Source organism: Chromobacterium haemolyticum, from assembly GCF_002081825.1.
GTDB lineage: Bacteria > Pseudomonadota > Gammaproteobacteria > Burkholderiales > Chromobacteriaceae > Chromobacterium > Chromobacterium fluminis.
Map to the genome: position 1 here is coordinate 47,004 of NZ_MUKU01000013.1, position 13,243 is coordinate 60,246.

The following is a 13,243-nucleotide window of genomic DNA, read 5'->3' on the forward strand; positions in this document are numbered from 1 at the left end:
GTCGACGGGAACGCAGCAGCCCACGCACGGGCCAGGCGCCATTCTGCCGCTTCGCAGAAGCGCCCGGTCCGGACGGACCGGCCGGCACGCCGGCGATTGCACATACGAAAAGATAATATGCCCACCAGTCTCTTGATCGTCGAATCGCCCTCCAAGGCGAAAACGCTAAAGAAATACCTAGGCCCGGACTTTGAAGTCCTGGCCTCCTACGGCCATGTGCGCGACCTGGTGCCCAAGAACGGCGCAGTGGACCCTGAAAAAGGGTTCGCGATGAAATACCAGCTGATCGCGCGCAACAGCAAGCACGTCGACGCCATCGTCAAAGCGGTGGGCGACGCCCAGCACATCTACCTGGCAACTGACCCGGACCGCGAAGGCGAGGCCATTTCCTGGCATCTGGTGCAGATCCTCAACGGCAAGAAGCTGCTGAAAAACAAGACCGCTCAGCGCGTGGTGTTCCACGAAATCACCAAGAACGCGGTGCTGGAAGCGATCCAGAACCCGCGCGAGATCGCGCAAAACCTGGTGGACGCGCAGCAGACCCGCCGCGCGCTGGACTATCTGGTGGGCTTCAACCTGTCGCCGCTGCTGTGGAAGAAAATCCGCCGCGGCCTGTCCGCCGGCCGGGTGCAGAGCCCGGCTTTGCGGCTGATCTGCGAGCGCGAGAACGAGATCCGCGCCTTCGTCGAGCAGGAATACTGGTCGGTGCATCTGGACAGCCACAAGGGCCGCACCAAGTTCGGCGCCAAGCTGACCACGATGGCCGGCAAGAAGCTGGAACAGTTCGACATCCCCAATGAAGCCGAACAGGCCAGCATCCTGACGAGGCTGGAAGGCCACCCGGCGGTGGTCAGCAGCATCGAGAAGAAAAAGAAATCGCGCAGCCCGGCCGCGCCGTTCACCACCTCCACGCTGCAACAGGAAGCCGTGCGCAAGCTGGGGATGACCACCGACCGCACCATGCGCACCGCGCAACAGCTGTACGAGGGCATTGATATCGGCCAGGGTACCGTCGGCCTGATCACCTATATGCGTACCGACTCGGTGGCGCTGGCGAACGAGGCGGTGGAGGAAATCCGCGGCTATATCGGCCTTAAATTCGACGGAGATTATCTGCCGAAGAACCCTGTGGCCTACAAGAACAAGTCCAAGAACGCCCAGGAGGCGCACGAGGCGATCCGCCCCACGTCCATTCTGCGCACCCCTGACATGGTCAAGCCCTTCCTGACCTCGGACCAGTTCAAGCTCTACGACATGGTCTGGAAGCGGACGCTGGCCTGCCAGATGGCCCCGGCCAAGTTCGACACCACCAGCATCGACATCGCCGTCGGCGAAGGCGTGTTCCGCGCCACCGGCCAGGTGCAGACCTTTGCCGGCTTCCTCGCCGTGTATGAAGAAGACGTCGACGACGCCGAGGACGAGGACAACGCCAAGCTGCCGCTGCTGGAAGAGGGCGAGACCCTGCCGGTGGACAAGCTCTACGGCACCCAGCACTTCACCCAGCCGCCGCCGCGTTACTCGGAAGCCTCGCTGGTGAAGGCTTTGGAAGAGTTCGGCATCGGCCGTCCGTCCACCTACGCCAGCATCATCTCGACGCTGAAAGACCGCGAATACGTGGTGCTGGACAAGAAGCGCTTCCAGCCCACCGATACCGGCGACATCGTCAATAAATTCCTGACCGAACACTTCGCGCAATACGTGGACTACAACTTCACCGCCAAGCTGGAAAACCAGCTGGATGAAGTGGCCAATGGCCAACGCGAGTGGGTCCCGGTGATGGACAGCTTCTGGAAAAACTTCTCCAAGCAGATCGCCGAGAAGGAAAGCATTTCCCGCGCCGAAGTCACTACCGAGAGCCTGGACGAAGCCTGTCCAAAATGCAGCAAGCCGCTGTCCATCAAGTTCGGCAAACGCGGCCGCTTCATCGCCTGCACCGGCTATCCGGACTGCGATTACACCCGCAATATGGGTGAAACCGCCGAGCAGGCTGCGGAGGAAGCGGAAGCGCCGACGGTGATCGAGGGCCGCAGCTGCCCGGAATGCGGCGGCGAACTGCACATCAAGAAGGGCCGCTACGGCAAGTTCATCGGCTGCGCCAACTATCCGAAGTGCAAGCACATCGAACCGCTGGAAAAGCCTCGCGAAACCGGCGTGGAGTGCCCGGAATGCAAGGCTGGCCAGCTGATCGAACGCAAGAGCCGCTACGGCAAGCTCTTCTACAGCTGCAATACCTATCCCAAGTGCAAATACGCCACCTGGAACCCGCCGGTGGCCGAGCCCTGCCCGAAATGCAATTGGCCCATCCTGACCATCAAGACCACCAAGCGCCGCGGCACTGAAAAAGTCTGCCCGCAGAAGGAATGCGGCTATAGCGAGGTGATCGCGCCGCCGGAAGGCAAGGAAGCCGAACCGGGCTAACACGGCCCGCGCTTGCGACAACAGCCCTGCACGGTTTTCCGTGCAGGGCTGTTGTTTATTGCGCGAGTCTAGTCTCCTGCGCCGACAAACGTGAAGTAGCCCACCGGCAACTGCAGGCTCTGCAAGGTCGGCACCGCCTCCAAGGCCCCCAACATCGCTGCCGCCCGCAGATAATGGGGACTCGAATGCGGCACGCACCAATGCATGCAAATCTGCACCGCAGCGCTGCTGGGCAATGGCTTGCCATCCGGCCCCTCCAACTGCACCTTGATATGACCGGCGTAGTGCGGCGGCAACTGAACCGCAATATTGAGCTCCTGGCTGCTTCTCAGCACTTTCACTCGTCGGGTGTCAAAAGAAGCCACAGGATCGTCGGAATACATCCGCAAGGTGGAGCCTTCCGGCACCCGGCGACACCTCATGCTGAAGCTGAACTGCTCAGGCGTGGAATCCTGGTTATGGAACGTCAGGGATTCCTCCCCCCCGCTCTTGGATACAGGTGTCACATTACGCCATGCCCCGGCGCCGTTATAAAGAATCCATTGCACGGAATTCCAGTTGCCCTCAGAAAATTGCAAGGGATTATTTTCAGTGAAAAAGGGGTAGCTGACGGTAGCAATCAGGCAAATATGCTGCGTAGACTTCAAATCCAGCATGAAGGCTTCAGAGGCGCCGCGCTCGCCCACAGTCAGAATCGCATTCCGACCATCCCGGTTCAACACCTTGCCATCCTTGTTTTTGCCGCTCACGGTCAAACACTGTATCCAAGACGACGGCGGCTGGTTGAAGCCGCCATTGGCGTAGTACATCCTCACCTTGGAGTCATTGATCTTGCCGAAGAATGACTTATTCTGGCACCGCGTGTAGATATAGTTCTTCCCAACCTTGGGCACTTTCCAGAATTCAGTATTCCAATTATCAATCAACTTGGCCGGCGGTAGCTCCACGTCCTGATTACAAATAATATCAGGGGAGTCGGTATAAGCCCCTATGGTTGGGATCACCCCGTTATCGCCAAAGTTCTTACGGCATAAAACACCTCGCCACTGTTGCATCGCCTTATTGGCGTACTGGGTGGACGAAGTCAGGGCAATAGACAAAGCCTGGGTCATATGCTGAGCAAGGATGGCCGGTTTCTCGCGGTCGGTTTCCCAGTAAGCATCACAGTAAACACCGCTGAAGACGTTTGCCATATCCTGAAATCCTAGGCTTGCCGGCAGCGCATCATAGATATGATCCATCGCCTGAACATCATTGACGCCATTCAAGCGATAGTTGATTGCCGCCTGCCACAGCCCGTCGATATCACCGATATTGGGGGGAGAAACTATTGCCTCGTTTACTTTATCGTTCATGAGTTAAACTCCTATTCACACGGATTTAAGAGAAAACACTCACCCGATAACAGGCATGGCACGCGGGCAAAGTAGATTCACCACGCCAGCCAGCCGCGGCATCCTTGACCTCGCTTTTGTATGGCATAAGCATATACCTTACGCCACATATCACCAGCAAGAATTGACTGTGCTTAGATCAAACTGACCGAACGATCAGGAAAGACATTAGGGAAACGCAGAAGCGCCAGGCACGCAGCAGACGCCACCAAACCGGGATTGACTCAGTGGATAGGGAGATCACTAGTCTGACGCGCAGCCTCGGCTTCGCGAATTTCCCTGCCCAGAAAGTAATTGAGCGCGGTGCGCAGCACCGCGATGGCACCCAGCTTGCCGATCTGGTCCCAACTGGGCGCCACCGCTGTGGACAGAATATCCGCCGCCAGTTGCAACTCCAGCGCCAGCGCCAGGAAGCGGGCAAAGCTAAGCCGCACCTGGTTGTAATCGTCATGGTTGGCGCTGAGGCAGCGGCGAACATAGCGAACGCCCAGGGCCAGGATGCCTACGCCTATCACCAGCGCGCCCAGCGCCTCCACGCCCAGCTTGAGCCAGAGCACGATGTTCAACACCCACTCCTCGACTCCGGACTCTACTGGCGACATCATCATGACGGCTTCCTCTTGTTTCAGGCAGCCGTCACCTTACCCGCTTCAGCCAAACAACACCAGACACCACACCGCGGTCAGATTGATCAGGCCCAGCAACTGGGCGGCGCTGCCCATGTCCTTGGCGCGCTTGGCTAGCGGGTGTCTCTCCAGCGAGGTATGGTCCACCGCCGCCTCGATCGCGGAATTCAGCAATTCGATGATCAGGGTCGCCAGCGAGCTGGCCACCAGCAAGGCACGCTCCAGCGGCTGAGCGTGGATGACGAAGGCCAGCGGGATCAGCACCGCCGCCAGCAACACCAGTTGGCGGAAGGCGTCCTCATGCCGGAATGCCGCCTTGAGGCCGTCCAGCGAATAGCTGAAAGCGTTGATCAGGCGGGTAATCCCGGTTTTGCCTTTGAATGGACTTTCTTTCATGGGGGAGTCCGTAAGATTGGCGCGGCGGCCGGCGCCTCAGCATGCCAGCCCAAGATGACGCCAATAAAAAACAAAACGGCCGGCAACGCGGCCGGCCGTGACGAAATGGAGAAACAGCGGCGTCAGTGCGGCTGGCAGCGCCGCTCCAGCGCGTCGATGTATAGACCGGCGACGTTGATCTCGGTCTGGTCCATGATTTCGCGGAAGCAGGTCGGGCTGGTAACGTTAACCTCGGTCAGATAATTGCCGATCACGTCCAGGCCCGCCAGCAGGATGCCGCGCTTCTTCAACTCCGGCCCCACCGTCTCGGCGATTTCGCGATCGCGCTCGGTCAGCGGCCGCGCCTCGCCGCGACCGCCTGCGGCCAGATTGCCGCGCGTCTCGCCCGCCGCCGGAATGCGCGCCAGGCACCAGTCCACCGGCACCCCGTCTATCACCAGAATGCGTTTGTCGCCGTCGCGGATTTCCGGAATGTAGCGCTGCGCCATCACCGTTCGCTTGCCGCGCAGCGTGATGGTTTCGATAATCACCGACAGGTTGGCGTCGTCCGGACGCACCCGGAAGATGCTGTCCCCGCCCATGCTGTCCAGCGGCTTCAGGATCACGTCCTGATGCTGATTGACGAAGGCGCGCAAGCGATGCGATTCGCCGGTGATCAGCGTGGGCGCGGTCAACTCCGGAAACTGCAAGATAGCCAGCTTCTCGTTGAAATCGCGCAGGGCCTGACCGCTGGTGAACACCTTGGCCCCCTGCGCCTCCGCCAGCGTGAACAGCTGCGAGGCGTACAGGTATTCCATGTCGAACGGCGGATCCTTGCGCATCACGGTTGCGCTGAAAGACTGCAAAGGCTGGCGATGCACCTCGCCCAGCTTGAACCAGGCCGGGTGCTCGCCCTCGTACTGGCCAGTCAGGCTTAGATCGCGCGCGTCCACCAACACGCGCCCGCCCTCCACCGACAGTTGATGAGCCTGAGCGAAGCTCAAGGCGTGGCCGCGCGCGGCGGCCTCCTGCATCATCGCAAAGGTGGTGTCCTTGTAAAGCTTGAAGTGATCCAGGGGATCGGCAATGAACAGGATGCGCATGTTTATTGGTCCTCGCTAGGCTTGGCGACGTCGCGCAACATGCGCTCCATGTCGCCGCGCGCTTTTTGCATCATCTCGTCGGCCTGGGCGGCAACGGAAAGAAAGGTTTCTTCGCTGGCCCCATTATAGGAACAGCCCAGATAGCGCAGCGGCTCGCCCTGCGGCGCGCCCAGCAGCGCCGCCAGAGGATTGGCCGGCATCTCGTAGGCGGACAACATCGGGCCGTCATTACCGACAAAGCGGTAATGCTGCTCCGCCGCCTTGATCGGCGCCCGCTTGAGCCGCAACCGCGACGCGGCCTCGGCCATCGTCCAGCCAGACGGCAGCGGCACCGACACGTACTCCTTGTGCAGCGCCAGCCGCGTCGTCTCCGCGCCGAACACCCGGATCGGCCGCTTCAGATCGTAGGCGTAAACCCCCAGGGTGCTGGCCCGCTCGTTCTTGCGTATCCAGTCCGGCCCCTTGTCGAACACCACGTCCAGCAAGGCCGGTTGCAGCGCCTGGTAGCGCTCGAAGGATGCGCACTGCACCAGTTCCTCCAGCGCCTGCGGCGTCAAGGCTTCGTCGGCGAGCGCGGGGGCCGTAGCCGCCAGCAGCGCCATGCTCAGCCAGGCTTTCATTCCTCGGCGTCCGGATCGGTGGCTTCCAGCTCCAGCGAGGCAGCCAGCAGCGCCAGCCGCGAAATCACGCCGTAGGAGTAGAAACGGTTGGGCGCGCAGTCCGGCGTGCCCTGCTTGTCCGGCAGGCAGGCGGTTTCGAACGACAGCGGCACGAAATGCATGCCGGGCGCGTTCAGGTTTTCGTCGATGCCGCGGCCGGTGTGCACACGGTAGAAGCCGCCGGTCACATAGCGGTCCATCATGTAGACCACCGGCTCGGCCACCGCGTCCTCCACCGTCTCGAAGGTGTACACACCCTCTTGCACGATGACCTCGGACACCTCCAGGCCCTCCTTGACCACCGACATCTTGTTGCGCGCCTTGCGGTTCAGGCCCAGCACTTCGTCCGGGCTCTTCACGCTCATCACGCCCATGCCGTAGGTACCGGCGTCGGCCTTGACGATGACGAAGGGATCGTTGTCTATGCCGTACTCGCGGTATTTGACGCGGATCTTGTCCAGCATCCGCGACACCTCGTCCGCCAATTGCTCTTCGCCGGTGCGGGCGTGGAAGTCCAGGCCGCTACAGCTGGCGAAATACGGGTTGATGGTCCAGGGGTCGATGGAGATCAAGCGGGCGAAGTCCTCGCACACCTTGTCGTAGGCGGCGAAGTGATTGCTCTTGCGGCGCACCGCCCAGCCGGCGTGCAGCGGCGGCAGCAGGTTCTGCTCCAGGCCCTTGAGCAGGTCGGGGATGCCGCCGGACAAGTCGTTGTTGAGCAAAACCACGCAGGGGTTGAAGCCGTCCGCCAGCACCAGGCGGTTGCCACGGCGTTCGATGGGCTCCAGCCGCACGGTGTCCCCGTTGGCTGACTGCAGCTCGGTCGGTTCGGTGATTTCCGGGTTCAGCGAACCCAGGCGCACCTTGAGGCCGGCCTGTTCGAAAATATGCACCAGCGCGGCGATGTTCTGCAGATAGAAGGTGTTGCGGGTGTGGTTCTCCGGGATCAGCAGCACGCTGCGCGCTTCCGGACACACTTTTTCCACCGCGCTTTGCGCGGCGTGCACCGCCAGCGGCAGAAAATCGCGGTTCAAGTTATTGTGGCCGCCGGGAAACAGGTTCATGTCCACCGGCGCCAGCTTGAAACCGCTGTTGCGCAGGTCCACCGAGCCATAGAACGGCGCCGCGTGGTTATGCCATTGACTGCGGAACCAGTGTTCGATCTGAGGCTGGGCAGTCAGGATGCGGCTTTCCAGCTCGTAAAGCGGGCCGGTCAGTGCGGTTGCCAGATGCGGAACGGGCGGCATGGAATCCCCTTGGGTTTTCGAATTGAATTCGCTAATGGTGGGGGTGGCGCGGGATGAATTCAAGACTTGTTGTGTTGGGACCGTCAAAAAGCAAAGGACGCTTGCGCGTCCTTGTCGGTTTGGCCCACCGGCCGCCTCGTCACAATGGCCAGGGTTCGCCGTAAGCCTGCTGATACAAGTCCTTCAGCGACTCCCAGTCGAAGAAGTGATTCTGACAACCCGGAGTGGTGACCTTGATCGCGCCGATCACATTGGCCAGCCGGCCGGTAATCTTCCAGTCCAGGCCTCGGCTGATGCCGTAGAGCAGGCCGGCGCGGAAGGCGTCGCCGCAGCCCATCGGATCCACCGGCTTGATCGGCATCTGCACGCGCGGGATCAGGTGCACAGTGTCGCCGACGTAGATTTCAGCGCCCTTGGAGCCGCGGGTGACAATCAACGCGTCTACCTTCTTGCGCAGATCCTCCACCGACAATCCGGCGCGTTCGCGCATCAGTTCGCTCTCGTAATCGTTGATGGCCACATAGCTGGCCAGCTCTACAATCTCGTGGATCTCGTCGCGCGACAGCAGCGGCAGCTCCTGACCCGGATCGAAGATGAAGGGAATGCCGGCCGCGGCCAGCTCCTTGGAATGCTGCAGGAAGGCGCGATAGCCTCCAGGCGACAGAATCGCCAGCTCGATCGGGTCCGGGATATCCGATACGTGGTTTTCGATGGCAAAATCCATGGCGCCGGGATGGAAGGCCATCAACTGATTGCCATCCTTGTCGGCGATGCCGAAGCACTGCGAGGTATACTGCTTGCGGATCAAGCGAATGAAGCGGTCGTCCACGCCAGCGCGTTTCAGATGTTGGCGATACGGCTCGAAATCCTCACCCACCACGCCCATGACGATGGGGGTTTCGCCCAACAGACACAGGCTGTAAGCGATATTGCCGGCCATGCCGCCAAATTCGCGGCGCATGGTCGGGGCCAGGAAAGTCGTGGAAATTTTGTGCAGCTGATCCGGCAGGATCTGGCTATCAAAACGGCCATGAAACGAGAACAGGGTATCGTATGCGAGGGCCCCGCAGACGAGGATAGACATGCCCACTCCGCAAAAAGGTCAATCGACCATTTTAACATGAAACATTTGTTTGGTTCACATCGAGAACTTTGACCTTGTCGGATATCCAATACACTTCAAACACCTACCGGAAGCTCAACACAATGCTGAAACGACTGCTCGCCCCCGCGCTGATCGCGCTGCTGCCGCTATCCGCCATGGCCGCGCCCACGCTGGAACAAACCAACTTCACCAAGCTACAAGGCGGCAACGCCACCATCGCCTCCTATAAGGGCAAGGTCACGGTGCTGAACTTCTGGGCCACTTGGTGCGGGCCTTGCCGCGAAGAAATGCCGATGCTGAACCGCCTGCGCGCCAAACTGGCGCCCAAAGGCGTGGAAGTGGTGGGCGTGGCGCTGGACAACAAAGAAGAAGTCAGCGCCTTCGTCAACCAGTTGAAGATAGGCTACCCAATCCTGCTGGGCGACAGCGACACCCTGAACCTGATGCGCAGCCTGGGCAACGCCACCGGCGGCCTGCCCTACACCCTGATCCTGGACCGCAAGGGCAAGATCGCCTCCAAGCTCACCGGCTTGCTGGACGAGAAAAAGCTGGAAGCGGCGATCAAAACCCAGTTGTAAATCAGCCGGCGGCGGCCTCTGGCGTCAACCGCCGCCAATCACGCCTCAACGGCCGGCTCTACGCCGGCTCACTTCCGCTGCCAGCTCCCCCGCCTCCGCCGTCAATTGCCGCTCCACGCGCCAATAGCGCCGGCAATCCGGCGTGCGCCCCAGCAAGCCCTGCTCCACCAGCTCGCGCCGCAACAGCACATGATCGCCAAAGACTTCGCCCGCGCGGATCAAGGCGTTTACCTCCGGCTCGGACCATTGTCCGCCCTGCGGCAAACCGGCCCACAACGCCCATAGGCAGAGACGCTGCTCGCTGAACTTCTTCGGCCAGCGCGTCAAGCGCCCCTCGGCGTCGTAATGACGCAACAGCCGCGTCGTCTCCGCGGACAAAGCTGCTGGCGGAGCCGGACGTTCGCATTCCGCGCGCCAGTGCTGGAAGTTCTGAAAACCGGCGGAACGCGCCAGCATATTGAGAATGTGCACATGGCTGGGCGGAGCGCTTTCCTGCGCCCATTGCTGCTTGAGCGAACGCGCCAGCGCGGAGATATCACTGCAATAAAAGGGATAAAGCGTACGAGACATGGTTCGAATCCTGTCGTCGTGCCAAGGTCGGAATGGACTGCCGCGGTCGCCTTTACGGCCTGGCACGGGTTCGAGCCAAGCGAGATGAGTCTAGCCAAGACAGGTTTAGCGTGGTGAGGGCACCGGCGACGCCTGGGTGAACTGTTGACCCGCGACGATGCTAACACCGCGCCGTCGGCTTGCAAAGCGCATGAACATGAAAAAAGCCGACGCCCTCGCGTCGGCTTTATACGCTCTTGCTACTGGATCACTCCAAACGGCCGTGGCACTGCTTGTACTTCTTGCCGCTGCCGCAAGGGCAGGCGTCGTTGCGGCCAATGCGCAGGCCCTGCGCGGCCAGCGCGTCCGGAGACAGCGGATTCTCTTCGTCATCGCCCAGGGCAGAACCCGGCGCGGCGTGCTGCATTTCATACTCGCCCACCTGGTGCGGCTCCACCGCGTCCACGTCTTCCTGGCTGCGGATTTGCACCGTCATCAGCACATTGACCACGCTGCGCTTGATGCGCTCCAGCATGTCGGCGAACAGTTCGAAGGCTTCGCGCTTGTATTCCTGCTTCGGGTTCTTCTGCGCGTAACCGCGCAGATGAATGCCCTGGCGCAGATGATCCATCGCCGCCAAGTGTTCGCGCCAGTGATTGTCCAGCATCTGCAGCACCAGGCTACGCTCGAACTGGCGCATCACGCCGTCGCCGGCCAGTTCCACCTTGGCCTGATAGGTCTCGGCGGCTTGCTCGATGATGCGTTCGCGGATGCTTTCGATGTCCAGCGCCGGCTCGGCCTTCAGCCACTCGCCGACCTTGATCGGCAGCAGGAATTCGGCTTCCAGCGTTTTTTCCAGGCCGGTCAGGTCCCATTGCTCTTCCATGGATTCCGGCGGCAGGTGTTGGTCCACCAGGTCGGACAACACGCCTTCGCGCATATTGACCACCACGTCGGACACATCGCTTTCCACCAGGATTTCATTGCGCTGCTGGTAGATCACTTTGCGCTGGTCGTTGGCGACGTCGTCGTACTCCAGCAATTGCTTGCGGATGTCGAAGTTGCGGCCTTCCACCTTGCGCTGGGCGTTCTCGATGGAGCGGGACACCCAGGGGTGCTCGATCGCCTCGCCTTCCGGCATTTTCAGGCGGTCCATGATCGCGGCGACGCGGTCGGAAGCGAAGATACGCAGCAGCGGGTCTTCCAGGCACAGGTAGAAACGGGAAGAGCCCGGGTCGCCCTGACGGCCGGAACGGCCGCGCAGCTGATTGTCGATGCGGCGCGACTCATGGCGCTCGGTGCCCACGATGTGCAGGCCGCCGGCGGCCAACACCTGATCATGGACCACTTTCCAATCGGCGCGGATCTTGTCGATGCGCGCGCGCTTTTCCTCTGCGGACAGGCTGTCGTCGGACTCGATGCCCTTGATCTCCGGCTCCGGATTGCCGCCCAGCACGATGTCGGTGCCGCGGCCGGCCATATTGGTAGCCACGGTGATCACGCCGGGGCGGCCGGCCTGCACCACGATGTCGGCTTCGCGCGCGTGTTCCTTGGCGTTCAGCACATTGTGCGGCAGCTTGGCTTTTTGCAGCAGATCAGCGATCAGCTCGGAGTTTTCGATGCTGGTGGTGCCCACCAACACCGGCTGGCCGCGCTCGTGGCAGTCTTTGATGTCTGCCAGGATGGCGTCGTACTTTTCCTTGGCGGAACGGTAGACCTTGTCCTGCGCGTCCTTGCGTATCATCGGCCGGTTGGTCGGGATCACCACGGTTTCCAGGCCGTAAATGCTCTGGAATTCGTAAGCTTCGGTGTCGGCGGTACCGGTCATGCCGGCCAGCTTGCCGTACAAGCGGAAGTAGTTCTGGAAGGTGATCGAAGCCAGCGTCTGGTTTTCGCGGTTGATCTCCACGCCTTCCTTGGCTTCCACCGCCTGGTGCAGGCCTTCGGACCAGCGGCGGCCGGCCATCAGGCGGCCGGTGAATTCATCCACGATCACCACTTCGCCGTCCTGCACCACGTAGTGCTGGTCCTTATGGAACAGCGAGTGGGCGCGCAAGGCGGCCATCAGATGGTGCATCAGCGTGATGTTGGTGGCGGAATACAGGCTGTCGCCTTCCTTCAGCAGGCCCAAGCGGGTCAGGATTTCTTCGCTGTGCTCGTGGCCGGCTTCGGACATCATCACCGAGTTGGCCTTTTCGTCCACCCAGTAATCGCCCTCGCCTTCTTCGGTTTCCTGGCGCTTCAACATCGGCGGCACCGCGTTCATGCGCTGGTACATGTCGATATTGTCGTCGGCCGGGCCGGAGATGATCAGCGGGGTGCGCGCTTCGTCGATCAGGATGGAGTCCACCTCGTCGATCACCGCGTAGGCGAGCTTGCGCTGCACCTTCTCTTCCACGCTGAACACCATATTGTCGCGCAGATAGTCAAAGCCGAATTCGTTGTTGGTGCCGTAAGTGATGTCGCAGGCGTACGCTTGCTGCTTCTCGTCGTGCGGCATCTGGGACAGATTGACGCCGACGGAGAGGCCCAGGAAGTTGTACAGCTTGGCCATGATGCCGGCGTCGCGGCTGGCCAGGTAGTCGTTGACGGTGACGACGTGCACGCCGTCGCCGGTCAGCGCATTCAGGTAGGACGGCAGCGTGGCCACCAGAGTCTTGCCCTCGCCGGTCCGCATCTCGGCGATCTTGCCGTAGTGCAACACCATGCCGCCGATCAGCTGCACGTCGAAGTGGCGCATGCCCAGCACGCGGCGCGAGGCCTCGCGGCACACCGCAAAGGCTTCCGGCAACAGCTCGTCCACCGTCTCGCCCTTGGCCAAACGCTGCTTGAACTCATCGGTTTTGGCCGCCAAAGCCTCGTCGGACAACGCTTTCAAGCCCTCTTCCAGAGCATTGACGCGCACCACCGTCTGGTGGAATTGCTTCAGAAGCCGGTCATTGCGGCTGCCGAATACTTTTTTAAGCAAAGAAGAAATCATGTAATCGAATTCCAGAGACCAGCGGGCTGTTTAAGTAAGGTGTCCGCAAAAATGCTTGAAAGTGTAGCACATTAGCCGCCTTATTTTATGGGGGCGCGCTTGCGCTGTATCAAGGGGGCAAGCGCCTGCGCGCGGTCTTTATTTTCGTTTACGCCCGACCGCAGCCAGAGGCGCGCGTGAAAACCGCCCGTCGCGTCGCGGCCTCGTCC

General features: G+C 61.0%; 11 protein-coding genes. 2 read left to right on the forward strand and 9 right to left on the reverse strand.

What is annotated here, in order from left to right; genetic code table 11:
• The first annotated feature begins 117 nt into the window (after positions 1-117).
• Complete coding sequence (gene topA, locus B0T39_RS12010; RefSeq protein WP_081546882.1) at positions 118-2,418, forward strand: type I DNA topoisomerase; 2,301 nt, start codon at positions 118-120, stop codon at positions 2,416-2,418.
• 68 nt (positions 2,419-2,486) lie between these two features.
• Here topA and B0T39_RS12015 read toward each other — a convergent pair whose 3' ends face one another.
• The 7 genes from B0T39_RS12015 to B0T39_RS12045 all read right to left on the reverse strand — a co-directional run bounded on the left by B0T39_RS12015 (position 2,487) and on the right by B0T39_RS12045 (position 8,906).
• Entirely contained in the window at positions 2,487-3,773 is a 1,287-nt protein-coding gene (locus B0T39_RS12015; protein ID WP_043592349.1) for a hypothetical protein, read from the reverse strand.
• A 263-nt stretch (positions 3,774-4,036) separates the two neighbouring features.
• Positions 4,037-4,420, reverse strand: coding sequence for a DUF1622 domain-containing protein (locus B0T39_RS12020; protein WP_019102176.1), 384 nt, complete (start codon positions 4,418-4,420; stop codon positions 4,037-4,039).
• Between the two features lie 42 nt (positions 4,421-4,462).
• On the reverse strand, positions 4,463-4,834 hold the full coding sequence (locus tag B0T39_RS12025; RefSeq protein WP_081546884.1) for a diacylglycerol kinase: 372 nt from the start codon (positions 4,832-4,834) through the stop codon (positions 4,463-4,465).
• 122 nt (positions 4,835-4,956) lie between these two features.
• A complete protein-coding gene (gene gshB, locus B0T39_RS12030; protein WP_081546886.1) occupies positions 4,957-5,916 on the reverse strand; it encodes a glutathione synthase in 960 nt (319 codons plus the stop codon).
• Between the two features lie 2 nt (positions 5,917-5,918).
• Complete coding sequence (locus tag B0T39_RS12035) at positions 5,919-6,536, reverse strand: hypothetical protein (protein ID WP_019103988.1); 618 nt, start codon at positions 6,534-6,536, stop codon at positions 5,919-5,921.
• Positions 6,533-7,822: a glutamate--cysteine ligase gene (gene gshA / locus B0T39_RS12040; protein ID WP_019103989.1), complete on the reverse strand. Its 1,290-nt coding sequence runs from the start codon at positions 7,820-7,822 to the stop codon at positions 6,533-6,535. The genes B0T39_RS12035 and gshA overlap by 4 nt, the downstream gene beginning before the upstream one ends.
• 139 nt (positions 7,823-7,961) lie before the next feature.
• Entirely contained in the window at positions 7,962-8,906 is a 945-nt protein-coding gene (locus B0T39_RS12045; protein WP_019103990.1) for a carbohydrate kinase family protein, read from the reverse strand.
• 122 nt (positions 8,907-9,028) lie between these two features.
• On the opposite strand from B0T39_RS12045, the gene B0T39_RS12050 reads away from it, so the two are divergent.
• On the forward strand, positions 9,029-9,505 hold the full coding sequence (locus tag B0T39_RS12050; RefSeq protein WP_081547011.1) for a TlpA family protein disulfide reductase: 477 nt from the start codon (positions 9,029-9,031) through the stop codon (positions 9,503-9,505).
• 45 nt (positions 9,506-9,550) lie between these two features.
• Here the strand turns inward: B0T39_RS12050 and B0T39_RS12055 are convergent, their stop codons facing one another.
• On the reverse strand, positions 9,551-10,075 hold the full coding sequence (locus B0T39_RS12055) for a DUF2087 domain-containing protein (protein WP_081546888.1): 525 nt from the start codon (positions 10,073-10,075) through the stop codon (positions 9,551-9,553).
• A 247-nt stretch (positions 10,076-10,322) separates the two neighbouring features.
• Positions 10,323-13,034 carry a preprotein translocase subunit SecA gene (gene secA / locus B0T39_RS12060; RefSeq protein ID WP_081546890.1) on the reverse strand — a complete coding sequence of 904 codons (2,712 nt, stop codon included), beginning with the start codon at positions 13,032-13,034 and terminating at the stop codon, positions 10,323-10,325.
• Between the last annotated feature and the right edge of the window lie 209 nt (positions 13,035-13,243).

What these genes read in the sequence shown, in the direction of transcription:
- secA (WP_081546890.1), bottom strand. Translation starts at nt 13,034, where the DNA reads ATGATTTCTTCTTTGCTTAAAAAAGTATTCGGCAGCCGCAATGACCGG.
- gshA (WP_019103989.1), bottom strand. Translation starts at nt 7,822, where the DNA reads ATGCCGCCCGTTCCGCATCTGGCAACCGCACTGACCGGCCCGCTTTAC.
- B0T39_RS12025 (WP_081546884.1), bottom strand. Translation starts at nt 4,834, where the DNA reads ATGAAAGAAAGTCCATTCAAAGGCAAAACCGGGATTACCCGCCTGATC.
- B0T39_RS12035 (WP_019103988.1), bottom strand. Translation starts at nt 6,536, where the DNA reads ATGAAAGCCTGGCTGAGCATGGCGCTGCTGGCGGCTACGGCCCCCGCG.
- B0T39_RS12045 (WP_019103990.1), bottom strand. Translation starts at nt 8,906, where the DNA reads ATGTCTATCCTCGTCTGCGGGGCCCTCGCATACGATACCCTGTTCTCG.
- B0T39_RS12015 (WP_043592349.1), bottom strand. Translation starts at nt 3,773, where the DNA reads ATGAACGATAAAGTAAACGAGGCAATAGTTTCTCCCCCCAATATCGGT.
- topA (WP_081546882.1), top strand. Translation starts at nt 118, where the DNA reads ATGCCCACCAGTCTCTTGATCGTCGAATCGCCCTCCAAGGCGAAAACG.
- gshB (WP_081546886.1), bottom strand. Translation starts at nt 5,916, where the DNA reads ATGCGCATCCTGTTCATTGCCGATCCCCTGGATCACTTCAAGCTTTAC.
- B0T39_RS12020 (WP_019102176.1), bottom strand. Translation starts at nt 4,420, where the DNA reads ATGATGATGTCGCCAGTAGAGTCCGGAGTCGAGGAGTGGGTGTTGAAC.
- B0T39_RS12055 (WP_081546888.1), bottom strand. Translation starts at nt 10,075, where the DNA reads ATGTCTCGTACGCTTTATCCCTTTTATTGCAGTGATATCTCCGCGCTG.
- B0T39_RS12050 (WP_081547011.1), top strand. Translation starts at nt 9,029, where the DNA reads ATGCTGAAACGACTGCTCGCCCCCGCGCTGATCGCGCTGCTGCCGCTA.